This is a genomic window from Pseudomonas sp. LBUM1658 (assembly GCF_059716055.1).
In genome coordinates this window covers 725700-744898 of record NZ_CP166798.1, presented here as the reverse complement: position 1 = coordinate 744898, position 19199 = coordinate 725700, and the positions used below count along the sequence as shown (strand labels likewise).

Genomic DNA, 19199 nt, shown 5'->3' with positions numbered 1-19199 from the left:
TCAGGAGCTGGAACGCCCCCGCGTAACCGGCAAAGCTACCCTAATGTAGGAAACCAGTCCAGCCAGCAGGGGCTGGCACTTTGCCACAGCTCAAGGCATGCTAGCCGCCCTTCGGGCGTCCGGCTTATAGTGCATGTCGCGCCAGTCCAGCCAAACCGCAGGATCTCAGCTTGCCCAATATCAATCCGCCATCTTCCGTGAGCGCGTCGATCCCTGCGCCCGGCTCGCCCCTGCGCGGCACCCTTAAAGGCGGGTTGGCGACGCTGGTCCTGCTGCTGCTCGCCCTGCTGTTCTGGCAGTTACTGGATCAGCTGCGGGACACTCAGAAAAACCAGCGCCAATACACCATCGACTACAGTGCCGACCTGGCTGCGCAGATCAGCCTGAATATGGCGCTGAACGCGCAAATCGCCCTGAATCTGCTACCGATCGTCGAACAACCGCAAAATGATGAACAACAGCAGGCGTTACTGCGCAAGCTCCAGCAGTCCTTGCCTGATCTGCGCAGCATTGCGCTGCTGAGTCCCTCGGGAACCCTCCTCAGCGACAGCGCCAACGACAGCCAGGACGCTGACTACCTGGGCGAGTTGGTCCGGCGCAGCCACGTCCAGGCACACTACTTCAGCAACACCAATGACAGTTCAGTGATGCATTTGCTGCTGCGTCAGACCAGTGGCAGCAGCCGTGGTTATTGGGTATTACGCCTGACTCCAACGTTTTTCTCCTCGCTGACCCAACAGGGCGAAGCCCGCATCCGCCCGCTATGGGTGGTGGAAAACCGCCTGACTCACCAGATCATCAGTCGTGACGATGCGCTGCCATCGCCCAAACCCGAGACGCTGACGCCCGATGACGAGGCCAATAGCGCTCTGGTGGTGCCGCTCAGTAACAGCGACTGGCAGTTGCGCGGACTGTTCGATCGGCAACGGGTAATTGAACAGCTGCTACCGGCGTTTATCGCTAAATGCCTGTTGGGCCTGGCATTCTCTCTGGTGCCGGTGATTACCCTGCTAAACATGCGCCGACGCCAGCGCCAGTTGCACGAAGGCCGCCGGCGTTATCAGGACATTTTCGAGGGCACTGGCGTGGCCTTGTGCGTGCTCGACCTGTCAGGGTTGCACGCGCTCTTCGACAAAGCGCAACTGCATGACAGCCAACAGCTGCGGCGCTGGCTGGAGAGCCGGGAGCAGCGCCAGCAATTGTTGCAGGAACTGCGCATCACCGAGGTCAATCAGGTCGCCTTGCACCTGCTCAATGTTGAATCCTGCGAGCAGGCCTGGCGGCTGCTGATCGAAGGCCGGCCGCTGGACAACAGTGCCATCGGCGACCAATTGCTCGACGCCGTGCTCAATCAACAGAAGCAGCTTGAACTGGAACTCAAGCTCAAGGACGCCCAAGGCAATGATCAGCACCTGTGGCTGGTCCTGCGCCTGCCGGAAGATCAGCACGATTATCAGGCGGTGATCCTCAGCATCAGCGACATCACCAGTCGCAAACTCATCGAATTGTCCCTGCTGGAGCGCGAAGGTTTTTGGTCGGATGTGGTGCGCACCGTCCCCGATCATCTGTATGTGCAGGATGTAATCAGCCAGCGGATGATCTACAGCAACCACCACCTGGGCCAGACACTCGGTTACAACAAGACCGAACTGCAGCAGATGGGCGAGTACTTCTGGGAGATTCTGCTGCACCCGGAAGACTCCGATCACTATCACCGCCTGCGTCAGGAACAGCGCCAGTCCGGCTACGCGCAATTAATGCAATGCCAGCTGCGTTTCCGTCATCGCAACAATCAATGGCGGCGCTTCGATATCCGCGAACAGGCGCTGGCTCGCGACAAGCATGATCAGGTCACGCGCATCATCGGTGTGGCCAAGGACATTACCGACCAGATCGAAGCCAGCGAGTCCCTGCGCGACAGCGAGCAGCGCTACCGCATGCTCGCAGAAAGCATCAGCGACGTGATTTTCTCCACCGACAGCAAGCTGGCGCTCAATTACGTCAGCCCGTCGGTGCAGGCGGTACTCGGGTATGAGGCCGAGTGGTTTTTTTCCAACGGCTGGCAATCGATCATCGCCAACCCGCAACAGCTGACCGGCATCTACACCCTGATGGAACGCGTCAGCAAGGCCCTGGACCAACCCGAACAACTGGCTCAATTGCGCAGTCAGGTGCAAACCCAACTGTTCCTGTTCGACTGCCTGCGGGACGACGGACGCAAGATTCCGATCGAGCTGCGCCTGGTGCTGGTATGGGGCGAACACGGTGGCTTCGAAGGCGTGCTCGGGGTCGGGCGCGACATCAGCCAGCAACGCCGCGCGGAAAAAGACTTGCGCATGGCGGCCACGGTATTCGAACACTCGACCTCGGCGATTCTGATCACCGACCCGGCCGGTTATATCGTCCAGGCCAACGAGGCCTTCAGCCGCGTCAGCGGTTATGCGGTGGCGCAGGTCCTCGATCAGTTGCCGAATATGCTCACCGTCGATGAGCAGCAGGAAGCTCATCTGCGTTATGTGCTCAAGCAGCTTCACCAGAACAGCACCTGGGAAGGCGAAGTCTGGCTCAAGCGGCGTAATGGCGAACATTACCCGGCCTGGGTCGGGATCACTGCAGTGCTCGACGACGAAGGCGACCTGGCCAGCTACGTCTGCTTCTTCAGCGACATCAGCGAGCGCAAGGCCAGTGAACAGCGCATCCACCGCCTAGCCTATTACGACGCCCTGACCCACCTGCCCAACCGCACGCTGTTCCAGGACCGTCTGCACACCGCGCTGCAATCGGCCGAACGGCAGAAGTCCTGGGTGGTACTGATGTTCCTCGACCTCGACCGCTTCAAACCGATCAACGACTCCCTCGGCCACGCCGCCGGCGATCGCATGCTCAAGGAAATGGCTACTCGTCTGCTCGGCTGCGTCGACGATGACGACACCGTGGCACGCATGGGCGGCGATGAGTTCACCTTGCTCCTGCAACCGCGAGCGACCCGCGAAATAGCGCTGAACCGGGCAATCCACGTGGCCGAACAAATTCTCGCCAGCCTGGTCAAGCCGTTCGTCCTCGAAGGCCGGGAATTCTTTGTCACCGCCAGTATCGGCATTGCCTTGAGTCCGCAGGACGGCAATGAGCTGAGCCAACTGATGAAGAACGCCGACACCGCGATGTACCACGCCAAGGAGCGCGGCAAAAATAACTTCCAGTTCTACCAGGCCGACATGAACGCCAGCGCCCTGGAGCGCCTGGAGCTGGAAAGCGATCTGCGCCACGCCCTTGAGCAAAATGAATTCGTTCTTTACTACCAGCCGCAATTCAGTGGCGACGGTAAACGCCTGACCGGTGCCGAAGCCCTGTTGCGCTGGCGTCATCCGCGACGCGGGCTGGTGCCGCCGGGAGACTTCATTCCGGTGCTCGAAGAGCTCGGGCTGGTGGTGGATGTCGGCGACTGGGTGATCAGCGAAGCCTGTCGTCAGCTCAAAAGCTGGCACCAGGCCAAGGTCCGGGTACCGAAAGTCTCGGTGAACATCTCGGCCCGACAGTTCTCCGACGGCCAGCTTGGCACGCGGATCGCGACCATCCTCAGGGAAACCGGCTTGCCACCGGCCTGTCTGGAGCTGGAGCTGACCGAAAGTATTCTGATGCGCGAAGTCAATGAGGCACTGCAGATCCTCGCCAGCCTGAAAAACCTCGGCCTGAGTATTGCGGTTGATGACTTCGGGACTGGCTATTCATCACTGAACTACCTCAAGCAGTTTCCGATCGACGTGCTGAAAATCGACCGGACCTTCGTTGACGGCCTGCCGTCCGGCGAACAGGATGCCCAGATCGCCCGAGCCATTATCGCCATGGCCCACAGTCTGAACCTGGCAGTGATCGCCGAGGGCGTGGAAACCCATGAGCAGCTCGACTTCCTGCGCGAGCATGGCTGCGATGAGGTTCAGGGCTACCTGTTCGGCCGCCCGATGCCGGCCAGCCGCTTCGAAGCGCAGTTCAGCAATGATGCACTCTTCATATTCGATTGATTGGAGCCGCTTGCAGCGGCTTTAATCAATGGAACATGAAGAGCAGCTACAAGATTCAAGCGGCAAGCTACAAGCTACAAGCAGGAGCCAGTCCGCTTTTAACTTACAGCTTGTGGCTTGCAGCTTGAAGCTGAATCCCATTCGTCTGCGACATGACGTCCTTTCATATGCCATCTAAAACCCATTGGGTTAGAATACCCTCCTTTTCTGCCCCCGATCCTTGAGGACCGCCATGTTCAGCCGTGATTTGACTATTGCCAAGTACGACGCCGATCTCTTTGCCGCCATGGAGCAAGAAGCTCAGCGCCAGGAAGAGCACATTGAGCTGATCGCTTCGGAAAACTACACCAGCCCAGCGGTGATGGAAGCTCAAGGCTCGGTACTGACCAACAAGTACGCCGAAGGTTACCCAGGCAAGCGCTACTACGGTGGTTGCGAGTTCGTCGACGTAGTCGAGCAGCTGGCAATCGATCGCGCCAAAGAGCTGTTCGGCGCCGATTACGCCAACGTTCAACCACACGCCGGCTCCCAGGCCAATAGCGCGGTTTACCTGGCACTGCTGCAAGCCGGTGACACCATCCTGGGCATGAGTCTGGCCCATGGCGGTCACCTGACCCACGGTGCCAGCGTTTCTTCCTCCGGCAAGCTGTACAACGCCGTGCAGTATGGCATCGACGGCAATGGCCTGATCGACTACGACGAAGTCGAGCGTCTGGCGGTTGAGCACAAACCGAAAATGATCATCGCCGGCTTCTCGGCTTATTCGCAGATCCTCGACTTCCCGCGCTTTCGCGAAATCGCTGACAAGGTTGGTGCCTACCTGTTCGTCGACATGGCTCACGTAGCCGGTCTGGTCGCCGCTGGCGTCTACCCGAACCCGGTACCTTTCGCTGACGTCGTGACCACCACCACGCACAAGACCCTGCGCGGTCCACGTGGCGGCCTGATCCTGGCCCGTGCCAACGCCGACATCGAGAAGAAGCTGAACTCCGCGGTATTCCCGGGCGCCCAAGGTGGCCCGCTGGAGCACGTGATCGCCGCCAAAGCGATCTGCTTCAAGGAAGCGCTGCAGCCTGAGTTCAAGACTTACCAGCAACAAGTGGTCAAGAACGCCAAGGCCATGGCCGGGGTGTTCATCGAACGCGGTTTCGACGTGGTTTCCGGTGGTACCGAGAACCACCTGTTCCTGCTGTCGTTGATCAAGCAGGATATCTCCGGCAAAGATGCCGACGCCGCTCTGGGCAAGGCGTTCATCACCGTGAACAAGAACTCGGTACCGAACGATCCACGCTCCCCGTTCGTCACCTCTGGCCTGCGCTTCGGTACTCCGGCAGTCACCACTCGTGGCTTCAAAGAGGCTGAGTGCAAAGAACTGGCCGGCTGGATCTGCGACATCCTGGCTGACCTGAACAACGACGCCGTCATCGACGCCGTTCGCGAGAAGGTCAAGACCATCTGCGCCAAGCTGCCGGTATACGGCGCTTAATCAGCCCGTAAACCACAGCACAAAAAAGCCCGGCCAGTGATGGTCGGGCTTTTTTGTGCCTGAGATTTACAGACGAGCATATAAAAGACACTTGGTTATCCAAACTGTAAGACACCTTCACAGCATAACTATTAACGCCTTACCTTAAATACCCCGCCCTCGTGCCTACTGGTACAGACCTAAACTCGCAACAACTTGTAGAACTTGGCTTGAACATAAACCACTCATGCACCTCAAAGTCGCCCTATTCTAACAGGACAACTAACACTTCGAGCCCGAGGAGCCCTAACCCTCAAGCGACGAACTTCAACCAAACGAATACTGAGATGACACCATGAGTACCGATCGACAAAAATCATTTATTGCGACTATTGGCACTGAAACCAGCCTATTACACTTCCTTGACTTACTGTACGGTAAACCGGCAATCGTAACGTCCTCATTCGGCAGTGGCGGCTTCTTTACCGGGAGACCACAAAGTCGGGATGATTCACATTTTCTGGGCTTGCGCCCTGAAGTCCCGGTGGACGCCAAGCCCCGCCTGCTACTTTACTTCAGGTATACCGGCAGTGATTACAGGCTCTATATACGAACACCTGGTCCGCATTACGGAAAATGCCTCAGCATCAGCGATGAAGGACTTCTTGGAGCTTTTCCGCCCGCCGGTTCGACAACCTTTAACCTGATAGATAACCGAGGAAACGTCTTGACCCTTGATACTATAAAAGCAGAAACCTTGAGTGTTTATCTACAACCCAAAAACTCTGGACTTTTGCATACACACAAAGTGCATGACTCCAAATATATTTACATCGCTGACAAGGGTGGAGCCCGGTCAAGTTTCAACTTAATGATTCAAGAAAGAAACGCCCCCTACCTGAGTTACCCCGACGAAATTTAACTTTTCAGGCTCGCACCTTGGTACTTCGTCTGCCACTACTCAAAGCTGCAGAGTGCAAAAAACCGGCCGACTGGAGTCGCGACATCCTGGCGGACATGAACAACGACGCCGTTCGCGAGAACGGTCAAGGCCGTCTGCAAGAAGTTACCGGTATACGGCATCTGATCGGCAACACCGCAGCGAAAAAACCGGTCAATGATGGCCTATGCCAGTCGGTAAGGATTTTGAGACGTACATTGCACTTTTGTGGCGAGGGAGCTTGCTCCCGCTCGGCTGCGAAGCAGTCGCAAAACTGGCTACCGAGTTCTGCCTGACAAAACTCGGTAGCCGATTTCAGGGCCGCTGCGCGCCCCAGCGGGAGCAAGCTCCCTCGCCACAGGGAGCGCTGATGCTCTCAATTTTTCACCCGGCCTCGACCCGCGCAAACCCCGCACGAATCTTCTCTTCCGGCAACTCATCGGCAATGAACACGATCACGCTTTCCCGCGCTTCGCCTTCCGCCCACTCGGTATCCCAGTCGAAACCATAAAGTTTCAGCACCCCCTGAAACACCATGCGCCGTGGCTCGCCGACGATGTTCAGCACGCCTTTGTAACGCAGCAATTGCTTGCCGTGCTCTTCCAGCAGTTCGTTCATGAACTCGCTGAGTTTGTCGATATCCAGCGGCTTGTCGGTGCGCAGCACCAGGCTGGAGATGCGGTCGATGCTCGGCGCCTTGTTCACCGGCCGCAGGCTCAAACCACCACCCAGATCGGCGTTGAGGTTGAAACCGCGGACATCCAGCAGTTCGGCCAGATCGATCTTGCCATGCTCGACCACGCGAATGGGCGCTCGCCGGTTGATCCGGGTCAGGCGTTCACTGAGGGCGACAAAGCTTGGCTCGTCCACCAGGTCCCGCTTGCTTACCAGCAAACGGTCGGCGAAACCGATCTGCGCCTGGGCGATGGTCTGGGTCAGGTGGTGCTCTGCATGAGCCGCGTCGACCAGGGTAATGATGCCGTCGAGGATATAGCGCTCGCGCAGTTCTTCATCGATGAAAAAAGTCTGTGCAACAGGTGCAGGATCCGCAAGCCCGGTGCATTCGATCACCAGCCGGTCGAAGGCGATTTCGCCGCTGTCCAGGCGCTCCAATAACAGGTACAGCGCCTTGGTCAGGTCGGTGTGAATAGTGCAGCAGACACAGCCATTGGACAGTGTCATGACTTGCACAGGTTCGTCGCCCAATAGCTGGGTGTCGATACCGGCGTCGCTGAATTCATTTTCGATCACGGCGATTTTCAAGCCGTGTTCGGCCTTGAGAAGATGGCGCAACAGCGTGGTTTTGCCGGCGCCGAGAAAGCCGCTGAGGATCGTGACGGGGATGGGAGAGGACAAACTCGATTCTCCTGGTTCACATAAATAAAAAATGGGAGGGGGCTTGTGTGGGAGCGGGAAAGCCCGACGCTCACACAAGCCCCCTCCCACATCATTGCATCATATGACCATGCATAGCGTGCTCAGCAACACTTCGGACCACCCTTGCTGCCGTAGCGTGCCTCCTGGCGCTCCCGAAAGAACGCCTCGTAGGTCATCACCGGCTTGTCCGGGTGCTTGCTTTGCATATGCTCGACGTAGTTGTCGTAGTCGGGCATGCCGACCATCAGGCGCGCGGCCTGACCGAGGTATTTACCGAGGCGACTCAGGTCGTTGAACATGGCTGCAATCCTCGATCACGCATCCGGCACAGCCTGGTACGGCGCTTCTTTATCCGTGCGTTCTTTGGTGCCCCAGGCGGCGATACCGACCTTGAGCGCATAGAACAGGATGCTGAACACCACGAACAGGAACAGCGCCGTCAGGGTGGCGTTGGTGTAAGCGTTGTAGATCACGTGCTGCATCTGCTCAATGCTCTTGGCCGGTGCCAGCACCTGACCGTTGGCCAAGGCGTCACTGTACTTTTTGGCCAGAGACAGGAAGCCAATCGCCGGGTTGGCGTCGAACAGCTTGATGAAGCCGGCGGTGGTGGTGCAGATCAGCAGCCACACGGCGGGCAACATGGTGACCCAGACGTAGCGCTGGCGCTTCATCTTGATCAGCACCACCGTCGCCAGCATCAGCGCGATACCGGCCAGCATCTGGTTGGAGATACCGAACAGCGGCCACAAGGTGTTGATGCCGCCCAACGGGTCGATCACACCTTGATACAGCAGGTAACCCCACATCGCCACGCAACCTGCAGTCGCGATCAGGTTGGCGGTCCAGGATTCCGTACGCTTGAGCGCCGGAACGAAGGAGCCGAGCAAGTCCTGCAGCATGAAGCGCCCGGCACGGGTGCCGGCATCGACCGCGGTCAGGATGAACAGCGCCTCGAACAGAATCGCGAAGTGGTACCAGAACGCCATGGTGTTCTCACCCGGCAGTAGATGGTGCAGGATTTGCGCGATACCGACTGCCAGGGTCGGAGCACCGCCGGCACGGGCCAGGATGGTGGTTTCACCGATGTCCTTGGCCACTGCTTGCAGGGCTTCCGGGGTAATGAGGAAGCCCCAGCTGCTGACCGTCTGGGCCACCGCAACCACGTCGCCACCGACGATAGCCGCAGGGCTGTTCATGGCAAAGTAGACGCCCGGCTCGATCACCGAGGCGGCCACCATCGCCATGATGGCCACGAAGGACTCCATCAGCATGCCGCCGTAACCGATGTAACGGGCATGACTTTCGTTAGCCAGCAGCTTGGGGGTAGTCCCGGAAGCAATCAGTGCGTGGAAACCGGACACCGCACCGCAGGCAATGGTAATGAACAGGAACGGGAACAGCCCGCCTTTCCAGACCGGTCCGGTACCGTCGGTGAATTGGGTCAGCGCCGGCATTTTCAGCTCGGGCATGGTGATCAGAATGCCAATCGCCAGGGCGACGATGGTACCGATCTTGAGGAAGGTCGACAGGTAGTCGCGCGGCGCCAGAATCAGCCACACCGGCAGGACCGCGGCCACGAAGCCGTAGCCGATCAGCATCCAGGTAATCTGCAGTCCGGTGAAGGTAAAGGCTTTGGCCCAGACCGGATCGGCGGCAATTTGTCCGCCCAGCCAGATCGAACCCAGCAGCAACAGCACCCCGACAACGGAGATTTCACCGATGCGGCCCGGGCGGATGTAGCGCATGTAAATGCCCATGAACATCGCAATCGGGATGGTCGCCATCACCGTAAAGATGCCCCATGGACTCTCGGCCAGCGCCTTGACCACGATCAGCGCCAGCACCGCGAGGATGATGACCATGATCAGGAAGCAGCCAAACAGCGCGATGGTGCCGGGGACACGGCCCATTTCTTCACGGACCATGTCACCCAGGGAACGACCGTTGCGGCGGGTCGACATGAACAGGACCATGAAGTCCTGAACCGCACCGGCAAACACTACGCCGGCAATCAGCCAGAGCGTGCCGGGCAGGTAGCCCATTTGCGCCGCCAGCACCGGGCCGACCAGTGGCCCTGCGCCCGCAATGGCTGCAAAGTGGTGACCGAAAAGCACATGTTTGTTGGTCGGCACATAGTCCAGACCATCATTATTGAGCACGGCGGGGGTGGCCCGAAGCGGATCGAGCTGCATCACATGCTTAGCGATGAACAGACTGTAATAGCGGTAGGCAACAAGGTAGATAGCGACTGCGGCAACGACGATCCAAAGGGCGTTGATCGCTTCACCGCGGCGCAAGGCCACGACACTCAACGCGACCGCTCCAATGACAGCAAGCGCAAACCAGGCGAGGTGTTTCACCAGACGGGACATTGCGTCTCTCCTGCCGACAGCCGGTGGACTGCGGCGGTAATTATTATAAGAGTGCCGCGTTATGCGCAGCCCGCCTAATATCCGCGCATGTCCTCCATAACGAAATCCGCAGTACTACGTAAGATCTTTCTACGTAGTACTACTGAGACGGGTCGTAGCAACGTCGATACGCTTGCAGGATCGAAGCCTTTTTGACATATCATGCCCAATCCCTGATACCCCGCCGACAGCCCTGCCGCACCGCCGCCCGGTCTGGACAGGAGTAACCATGCAGCTCAAATACAAAATCGTAGCCTTGGGTATTTTGCCGCTGATATTGGCCGTTGCAGTCATTTGCGCGCTGGTGATTTTCCAGAATCGCCAACTGGGCGATCAACAGGCACAACTCATCGAAGACAGCATCCTCGCCAGCAAACGCGCGGAACTGAAAAACTACGTTGAAATGGCCAAAAGCCTGATCGACCCCTTGTATGCCGGAGGTCAGGGCGATGAGCTGGCGCAACAGCGAGTACTCGAAGAATTACGCAAACTCAGCTTTGGTATCGATGGCTACTTCTTTGTCTATGACCGGCAGGGCCGCAGTCTGATGCACGCCCGGCAATCGGAACTGGTTGGCAAATATCTGTGGGAGATGACCGATCCACACGGTTTGCCAGTTATCCAGGCATTATTGAAAAGCGCTGAATCCGGAGAAGGTTTCCAGCGTTACGCCTGGAAGAAGCCATCGTCGGGTCAGGTCACGGATAAACTGGCCTATGTCGTCATGCTTGAGCGTTGGGGCTGGATGCTCGGCACCGGCATCTACCTCGAAGACGTCGAACTGGCCACTCAGCAAGCTCGCGACGAAGTCGCGCAAGGCATTCATGCAACCATGCTGGCGATCGCAGCCGTTGCGCTGGTCGCTGTGCTACTGGTCTTCGCCAGTGGCATGACCTTGAACGTCAGTGAACACCGCCTGGCCGACAAAAAGCTTCAACGACTCAATCAACGAATCGTCAGCCTGCAGGAAGAAGAGCGGTCGCGTGTATCCCGCGAACTGCATGACGGTATCAGTCAGTTGCTGGTCTCGATAAAATTTCAATTCGAACTGGCAACCCATGTGCTCGAAGCTGGTCGCGATAATGGCCTGAGTATTTTGCGCGAGGCCACCGAGCGTTTGGGTAGCGCTATAGGGGAGGTCCGCACTATTTCCCACGACCTGCGCTCATCGTTACTCGACACTCTGGGGCTGCCCGCAGCCATTGGGCAGTTGACGGCCGAATTTGAAAAGCGCAGCGGCCTGCTCGTGAACTATGAAAGCAATCTGGTCGATTGCCATCTGGTCGACGGTGCCGCAGTCGCCTTGTTCCGCATAGCGCAAGAAGCACTGACCAATATTGAGCGGCATGCCCAGGCCCGCAATGTAACCATCACTCTGCACGGTTCTGCAGAGGCTTTACGCTTGATCGTCCTCGACGACGGTATCGGTTTTAATGTCACTCGAGTCGAGCGCCTGCATGGCGGTATCGGACTGCGCAACATACGTGAAAGGGTCGAACATTTCGGCGGCCGATTCGATCTTCATTCAGTGCCTGGAAGGAGTGAACTGGACGTCCTGCTGCCTATGGTCATAACCAACACCTGAAGTTGATCCTTGTGCGATAACAACAAGAGTGAATGCCCCTATGAGCCTGCCCTACCCGATCCGCATCGCCCTGGTCGACGATCATTCACTTGTCCGCGAAGGCATCCGCGCCTTGCTGGCGGTGATGGAACCTTTAGAAGTAGTGGGCGAAGCCGAGAGCGGCGCGCAGGCGTTGGAAATGGTCGGTCGGACCCTCCCCGACCTCCTGCTGGTCGACATCGGCTTGAAAGACATGAATGGGCTGGAACTGACCCGGGCGTTGCGACAGCAATACCCATCGATCAAGATTCTCATACTGAGCATGTACGACAACCAGGAGTACGTGAGCGAATCCGTACGTTCAGGGGCCAGTGGCTATGTGCTGAAAAATGCACCTTCGCGGGAAATCATCGCAGCGATCGACGCGATTGCCAGTGGCGGTACCTTCTACAGTGCTGAAATTGCGCAAAAACTGGCCGCGGAGAAACACCCCCATAACGAACTGACACCACGGGAAAATCAGGTACTGGCGAGGATGGTTCAGGGGCTGAACAATAAGGAAATGGCTCGGGAACTCGACATTAGCGTGCGCACCATCGAAACCCATCGTCTGAGCATTCGCCGCAAACTGAATATCGACAAGCCCGCCGCGTTGCTCAATTACGCGATGGAGCATGGGTTGATTGTCCGTTGAAAATGCCCGCCCTGCCTGACGATTCCAGAAAATGAAAAATGGAGCGGGCGTGTGGGAGCGGGCTTGCTCGCGATGGTATCACCTCGGTTTAAACGTTAAACCGAGTCGCCAGCATCGCGAGCAATCGAGCGTCGACCGGCTGCTCCTACAGGGGGGTCAGCAACACTTCGGCCCCCCTTTGCCGCCGTAACGAGCCTCCTGGCGCTCCCGAAAGAACGCCTCGTAGGACATCATCGGCTTGTCCGGGTGTTTGCTTTGCATATGCTCGACGTAGTTGTCGTAGTCGGGCATGCCAACCATCAGGCGCGCGGCCTGACCGAGGTATTTACCGAGGCGACTCAGGTCATTGAACATGTCTGCAATCCTCGATTACGCGTCTGGCTGGGCCTGGAATGGCGTTTCTTTATCCGTGCGCTCTTTAGTGCCCCAGGCGGCGATACCGACCTTGAGCGCATAGAACAGGATGCTGAACACCACGAACAGGAACAGCGCCGTCAGGGTGGCGTTGGTGTAAGCGTTGTAGATCACATGCTGCATCTGAGTGATGTCCTTGGCCGGGGCCAGGATCTGACCGTTGGCCAAGGCGTCACTGTACTTTTTGGCCAGAGACAGGAAGCCAATCGCCGGGTTGGCGTCGAACAGCTTGATGAAGCCGGCGGTCGTGGTGCAGATCAGCAGCCACACGGCGGGCAACATGGTGACCCAGACGTAGCGTTGGCGCTTCATTTTGATCAGCACCACCGTCGCCAGCATCAGTGCGATACCGGCCAGCATCTGGTTGGAGATACCAAACAGCGGCCACAAGGTGTTGATGCCGCCCAATGGGTCGATCACACCTTGATACAGCAGGTAACCCCACATCGCCACGCAACCTGCGGTCGCGATAAGGTTGGCGGTCCAGGATTCCGTACGCCGCAGGGCCGGAACGAAGGAGCCGAGCAAGTCCTGCAGCATGAAACGCCCGGCACGGGTGCCGGCGTCGACCGCGGTCAGGATGAACAGCGCCTCGAACAGAATCGCGAAGTGATACCAGAACGCCATGGTGTTTTCACCCGGCAGCACCGTGTGCAAAATCTGCGCGATCCCGACCGCCAGGGTCGGCGCACCACCGGCACGGGCCAGGATGGTGGTTTCACCGATGTCCTTGGCCACTGCTTGCAGGGCTTCTGGAGTAATGGCGAAGCCCCAACTGCTGACCGTCTGCGCCACCGCGACCACATCGCCACCGACGATAGCCGCCGGGCTGTTCATCGCGAAGTAGACGCCCGGTTCGATCACCGAAGCAGCCACCATCGCCATGATGGCCACGAAGGACTCCATCAGCATGCCGCCGTAACCGATGTAACGGGCATGACCTTCGTTAGCCAGCAGCTTGGGGGTAGTCCCGGAAGCAATCAGTGCGTGGAAACCGGACACTGCACCGCAGGCAATGGTGATGAACAGGAACGGGAACAGCCCGCCTTTCCAGACCGGCCCGGTACCGTCGGTGAATTGGGTCAGCGCCGGCATTTTCAGATCGGGCATGGTGACCAGGATGCCGATCGCCAGGGCGACGATGGTACCGATCTTGAGGAAGGTCGACAGGTAGTCGCGCGGCGCCAGAATCAGCCATACCGGCAGGACCGCAGCCACGAAACCGTAGCCGATCAGCATCCAGGTGATCTGGATCCCGGTGAAGGTGAAGGCTTTGGCCCACACCGGATCAGCGGCAATTTGCCCGCCCAGCCAGATCGAACCCAGCAGCAACAGCACCCCGACAACGGAGATTTCACCGATGCGGCCCGGGCGGATGTAGCGCATGTAAATGCCCATGAACATCGCAATCGGGATGGTCGCCATCACCGTAAAGATGCCCCATGGACTCTCGGCCAGCGCCTTGACCACGATCAGCGCCAGCACCGCGAGGATGATGACCATGATCAGGAAGCAGCCAAACAGCGCGATGGTGCCGGGGACACGGCCCATTTCTTCACGGACCATGTCACCCAGGGAACGACCGTTTCGGCGGGTCGACATGAACAGGACCATGAAGTCCTGAACCGCACCGGCAAACACTACGCCGGCAATCAGCCAGAGCGTGCCGGGCAGGTAGCCCATTTGCGCCGCCAGCACCGGGCCGACCAATGGCCCTGCGCCCGCAATGGCTGCGAAGTGGTGACCGAAAAGGATGTGTTTGTTGGTCGGCACATAGTCCAGACCATCATTATTGAGCACGGCGGGGGTGGCCCGAAGTGGATCGAGCTGCATCACATGGTTAGCGATGAACAGACTGTAGTAACGATAAGCAACCAGATAAATGGCCACTGCCGCGACCACAATCCACAAGGCATTGATCGCCTCGCCGCGGCGCAAGGCCACTACGCCCAGGGCGCATGCTCCCAGGATTGCCAGCAGCAGCCAGGGTAAGTGGCGGAGCAGGCTATTATTATTTTTCATCTTATTTATTCCAGCCAGGGTGGACTTGAGATAAAGCCATCCCGAGTTTAGCCCCGATTGCACCAAAGGCCATACCCTAGTGGCCTGTGTGGCCACTAGAGCCTTGTTTCGAGTACGTAGCTTTCGACGTCGCGAATGAACCGCGGTAGCGACTCTTGCAAATGCCGGTCTATAGTCAGCGCACATAAAGAGGATTGCGCCATGAGCGACCACACTGCAGATCGCCGCCGCTTCAAACGTATTGCCTTCGATGCCAGGACTGAACTGAGTCAGGGTGAGCATCGCTGGCCGGTGCAGTTGATTGATCTGTCCCTCAAAGGTCTGCTGGTCCAACGCCCCGATCCCTGGACGGGTGATGAAACGCAACCTTTCGCAGCGGATATACATTTGAGCGACGACGTCGAAGTCAGGATGGACGTACAACTGACCCACATCGATCACGGCCAGTTGGGTTTCGTCTGTCTGCACATCGGCCTGGAATCAATCGAACACCTGCGACGGCTGATCGAATTGAATCTGGGGGATAAAGAAGAATTGGAGCGGGAATTGGGAGCGCTGATCGAAGTTTGATCATCGCTCCAATTCGCCAAGTGTATTTATGCGAACAACGCATCCAATGCCTGCTCGAGGCGTGTCACCGCAATAATTTCCAGCCCGGGCGGCGCCTCTTTCGGTGCATTGCCCTTGGGTACGATGGCCCGCTTAAAGCCGTGCTTGGCGGCTTCTTTCAGCCGTTCCTGACCGCTGGGCACCGGCCGTACTTCGCCGGACAGGCCCACTTCGCCAAACACCAGCAGGTCATGGGGTAACGGCCGATTGCGCAAACTGGACATCACCGCCGCCATCAAGGCCAGGTCGGAAGCCGTTTCCAACACCTTGACTCCGCCGACCACGTTGAGGAAGACATCCTGATCGTGGGTCGGAATACCACCATGTCGATGCAGAACCGCCAAGAGCATGGCCAGTCGATTCTGATCCAGGCCCAAGGTCACCCGACGCGGGTTGGCCAGATGGCTATCGTCCACCAGGGCCTGGACCTCCACCAGCATCGGCCGGGTACCTTCCCAGGTTGCCATCACTACACTGCCCGGCACTTCTTCCTGCGCTCGTGTCAGGAAAATCGCCGACGGGTTGGAGACTTCCTTCAGCCCTTTGTCGGTCATGCCGAACACACCCAGTTCGTTGACTGCGCCAAAACGGTTTTTTACCGCCCGCAGCAGACGCAGACGACCATCCGATTCGCCTTCGAAATACAGCACAGTATCGACCATGTGCTCCAGCACCCGAGGCCCGGCCAGCGCGCCCTCTTTTGTGACATGACCGACCAGAAAAATCGCGGTACCGCTCTGTTTCGCATAGCGCACCAGCAACGCCGCACTTTCGCGCACCTGAGACACGCCACCCGGTGCCGATTGCAGCTGTTCGGTGAAGATTGTCTGAATCGAGTCGATCACCATGACTTTCGGCTTTTCTACCCGCGCCGTGGCAATGATGGTCTCGATGCAGGTTTCAGTCATGACCCGCAGCTTGTCCTGAGGCAGCCCCAGGCGACGGGCACGCATGGCCACTTGCTGCTGGGATTCTTCGCCGGTCACATACAGGGCGGGCATGCGCGCGGCGAGACTGCACAAGGTCTGCAATAAAATGGTCGACTTGCCGATGCCCGGGTCGCCGCCGATCAGCACCACCGAACCATCCACCAGACCGCCGCCCAAGACTCGGTCGAGTTCACCGCAAGCCGTGGAAAAACGCGGAATCTCTTCGACGCTGACTTCGGCCAGGGTCTTGATCTGAGCCTGCTGCCCGGTCCATCCGGTACGACCACTGGGGGCCGCTGCGCCCCCACTTTCAACCATAGTTTCGGTCAGCGTGTTCCAGGCGCCGCACTCGCCGCATTGACCACCCCACTTGGGGAAGGTTGCGCCGCACTCGGTGCAGCCGTACATGCGCTTTGCCTTGGCCATCGGAACTCCAACGAAAAACCGCGATGATAGCTCAGCTGGCGGCGATCAGTGCCCTTGACTGGCAAAGCGTCGAATATTGGCAGCCAAACGGCAGCAAACTGGCCGCTGTCATGACAACTTGCCTGATTAATAGAGGCGGATATGATTCAGTGCCATGCATCCAACTTTTTTGTTCATCCATACCCAGCGCCCAACGGATGAAAAACAAAAAACTTCTACATGCCTTGCCAAATCAGAAGTTGAATGTATAAGTTTTAGCCTCGGACAAACACCTTGATAAAAGTGCTACACCCAACAGCAGTCATATGCCAACCGTCCTCGCCCTGAATACTGGCAACTACTTCAGGTTCAAGATTATTGACACCTTATAAACTGTTGCAATGAAATCTATGTGACGCACTTCACCTTTTAATAGACCCATCCAGGCAGATAGAGCAACCGATCTCCCTGAAATCCGAACATGTACGCGGTACTTTGGTCTATGGAATAGAAATCGAATCGCCGTAAAGATGCACGCCCGCGGCGAAGCCCTTGGCCTTGCTCGAATCCTTGAGGTTTCGATCACGCACGAAGCTGGAGCGTCTGTGGCCGAGCTTCCATCGTGTAGCAGCACCGAATCGCGCAGTAAGTAGTTGTTTCGAGCAAGATGCATAATGCTGATTTACACTGCACTCACCAACCTCATCTGTAACAAGGAATAACCTATGGGCGTGATAAGTGAGTTCAAGGCCTTCGCGGTCAAAGGTAACGTGGTCGACATGGCCGTCGGGATCATTATCGGCGCAGCCTTCGGCAAAATCGTTTCGTCATTTGTAGGCGACGTGGTAATGCCGCCCATAGGCCTGATGATCGGCGGGGTGGATTTCACCGATTTGGCAATCACCCTCAAGGCAGCGCAAGGCGAGGCACCGGCGGTGATGCTGGCCTACGGCAAGTTCATCCAAAGCATGATCGACTTCGTGATCGTCGCCTTTGCGATTTTCATGGGGGTCAAAGCCATCAATCGTCTGAAACGCGAAGAGGCCATTGCGCCAACCCTGCCACCGGTTCCGACCAAGGAAGAGGAGTTGCTGGAGGAAATCCGCGACCTGCTCAAAGCGCAGAACAACAACAACAACAACAACAACAGACCCTGAACGGTTTTGTCGCCATGGTAAACGGCGTCCCCACGGTGCTTCTCTTACCAGTAGTTCTCCACCGCAACCTGCCCGGGCTTGCGGCTCAGGCTTAGCCGCATATCGCGCGCTTTAAGCAGTTTGCGCGTGTCATCGATCATTTGCGGGTTACCGCAGAGCATCACCCGCGAATGCTCGGCCGTCAGCTCCACGCCTGCGGCACGTTCCAGTTCACCATTTTCTATCAACCGGGTAATCCGCCCGTTCAACGCACCTGGGTGCTGCTCTCGGGTGACTGTCGCAATGAACTGCAGTTTATGTCCGTACTCAGCCAGGTATTCGCGCTGTGCCAGTCCGGCGATCAACTCCTGGTAGGCGAGTTCTATTGCTTCGCGCGCACTGTAGATCAGGATGATTCGCTCGAATTTTTCCCAGACTTCGAAGTCCTGAAGGATCGACAAAAACGGCGCAACACCGGTACCTGTGGCCATCAACCACAGATCACGGCCATCGGCAAAGCGATCCAGGGTCAGAAAGCCGAACGCCTGCCGGTCGACCAGTAACTTATCGCCCTCGACCAAACGACTCAACTCACTGGTGAACTCGCCACCCGGCACCACGATGGAAAAGAACTCAAGAAACTCGTCATGGGGCGAGGAGACCATGGAATAGGCCCGCCAGACCACGCTGCCATCAGCCTTGCAAACACCCAGGCGCGCGAACTGCCCAGCCCGAAAGCGGAAGCCAGGATCTCGCGTGGTACGCAAGGTGAACAGGCCTGGGGTCAATGGCTGAACGTCGAGCAGGGTTTGCCGGGTGAACTTTTCGGCAGTGGCTGTCATGGGGTACTCCTAGGGTCAGGTACCCCCAGTGTCGCGCAAAGCCAGCCAGATAAACACCGTGAGATTGAAGTGTTAAAGCAGCCAGGGAGCTGGGTAATTAACCAAATTAAACTAAAATACTCGAAACCCACCTCGCCGCTACATTAATATCTTAGAACAGTCTCCAGCTATACAATTATTCACAAATGCTGGCTTATCGCCATTGACCCTTGATCCTTACTTTGCATAGGTAAATATCTACGTACTATATGACAAGCGTCATTCAAAAAAACATGAATTCATCATACGGCTTAGAATCAAACAAGAACCAAATCCTCCACTTTAAGAATAAAATAATCATTAAGTCTTTGTAGGACCTGTCCTACACTGCAC

Annotated in this window: 14 protein-coding genes; 7 read left to right on the top strand and 7 right to left on the bottom strand. The window is 57.5% G+C overall.

The window, feature by feature from the left end; genetic code table 11:
• Positions 1–170: 170 nt before the first annotated feature.
• From ACA064_RS03375 to ACA064_RS03365, 3 genes are all read left to right on the top strand, one after another.
• Complete coding sequence (locus ACA064_RS03375) at positions 171–4019, top strand: sensor domain-containing protein (protein WP_497672126.1); 3849 nt, start codon at positions 171–173, stop codon at positions 4017–4019.
• Positions 4020–4251: 232 nt separating this feature from the next.
• Positions 4252–5505, top strand: coding sequence for a serine hydroxymethyltransferase (gene glyA, locus ACA064_RS03370; RefSeq protein ID WP_497672125.1), 1254 nt, complete (start codon positions 4252–4254; stop codon positions 5503–5505).
• A gap of 334 nt (positions 5506–5839) precedes the next feature.
• On the top strand, positions 5840–6406 hold the full coding sequence (locus ACA064_RS03365) for a hypothetical protein (protein ID WP_497672124.1): 567 nt from the start codon (positions 5840–5842) through the stop codon (positions 6404–6406).
• Positions 6407–6808: 402 nt separating this feature from the next.
• Here the strand turns inward: ACA064_RS03365 and yjiA are convergent, their stop codons facing one another.
• The 3 genes from yjiA to ACA064_RS03350 form a co-directional block, all read right to left on the bottom strand.
• On the bottom strand, positions 6809–7780 hold the full coding sequence (yjiA, locus tag ACA064_RS03360) for a GTPase (RefSeq protein WP_497672123.1): 972 nt from the start codon (positions 7778–7780) through the stop codon (positions 6809–6811).
• Positions 7781–7902: 122 nt separating this feature from the next.
• Positions 7903–8100 (bottom strand): YbdD/YjiX family protein, encoded by a 198-nt coding sequence (locus ACA064_RS03355; protein ID WP_497672122.1) that lies wholly within the window; start codon positions 8098–8100, stop codon positions 7903–7905.
• 15 nt (positions 8101–8115) lie between these two features.
• Positions 8116–10173 (bottom strand): carbon starvation CstA family protein, encoded by a 2058-nt coding sequence (locus ACA064_RS03350; RefSeq protein ID WP_497672121.1) that lies wholly within the window; start codon positions 10171–10173, stop codon positions 8116–8118.
• Between the two features lie 268 nt (positions 10174–10441).
• Between ACA064_RS03350 and ACA064_RS03345 the strand changes: the two genes are divergently transcribed.
• Together ACA064_RS03345 and ACA064_RS03340 are read left to right on the top strand one after the other, a co-directional pair.
• On the top strand, positions 10442–11797 hold the full coding sequence (locus tag ACA064_RS03345; protein ID WP_497672120.1) for a cache domain-containing protein: 1356 nt from the start codon (positions 10442–10444) through the stop codon (positions 11795–11797).
• Positions 11798–11837: 40 nt separating this feature from the next.
• Complete coding sequence (locus tag ACA064_RS03340; RefSeq protein ID WP_497672119.1) at positions 11838–12470, top strand: response regulator; 633 nt, start codon at positions 11838–11840, stop codon at positions 12468–12470.
• A 156-nt stretch (positions 12471–12626) separates the two neighbouring features.
• Here the strand turns inward: ACA064_RS03340 and ACA064_RS03335 are convergent, their stop codons facing one another.
• Both ACA064_RS03335 and ACA064_RS03330 read right to left on the bottom strand, forming a co-directional pair.
• Positions 12627–12824: a YbdD/YjiX family protein gene (locus ACA064_RS03335; RefSeq protein WP_497672118.1), complete on the bottom strand. Its 198-nt coding sequence runs from the start codon at positions 12822–12824 to the stop codon at positions 12627–12629.
• A gap of 15 nt (positions 12825–12839) precedes the next feature.
• Positions 12840–14906: a carbon starvation CstA family protein gene (locus ACA064_RS03330; protein WP_497672117.1), complete on the bottom strand. Its 2067-nt coding sequence runs from the start codon at positions 14904–14906 to the stop codon at positions 12840–12842.
• A gap of 201 nt (positions 14907–15107) precedes the next feature.
• Here ACA064_RS03330 and ACA064_RS03325 point away from each other — a divergent pair, with 201 nt between their 5' ends.
• Entirely contained in the window at positions 15108–15476 is a 369-nt protein-coding gene (locus ACA064_RS03325; protein ID WP_497672116.1) for a PilZ domain-containing protein, read from the top strand.
• 26 nt (positions 15477–15502) lie between these two features.
• Here the strand turns inward: ACA064_RS03325 and radA are convergent, their stop codons facing one another.
• Positions 15503–16870 carry a DNA repair protein RadA gene (gene radA / locus ACA064_RS03320; RefSeq protein WP_497672115.1) on the bottom strand — a complete coding sequence of 456 codons (1368 nt, stop codon included), beginning with the start codon at positions 16868–16870 and terminating at the stop codon, positions 15503–15505.
• A 704-nt stretch (positions 16871–17574) separates the two neighbouring features.
• Here radA and mscL point away from each other — a divergent pair.
• The gene (gene mscL, locus ACA064_RS03315) at positions 17575–18006 is read left to right on the top strand and encodes a large-conductance mechanosensitive channel protein MscL (RefSeq protein ID WP_497672114.1); all 432 of its coding nucleotides are present in this window, start codon (positions 17575–17577) and stop codon (positions 18004–18006) included.
• A gap of 44 nt (positions 18007–18050) precedes the next feature.
• On the opposite strand, the gene ACA064_RS03310 is transcribed toward mscL, so the two are convergent.
• A complete protein-coding gene (locus tag ACA064_RS03310) occupies positions 18051–18827 on the bottom strand; it encodes a ferredoxin--NADP reductase (protein ID WP_497672113.1) in 777 nt (258 codons plus the stop codon).
• Positions 18828–19199 lie beyond the last annotated feature (372 nt).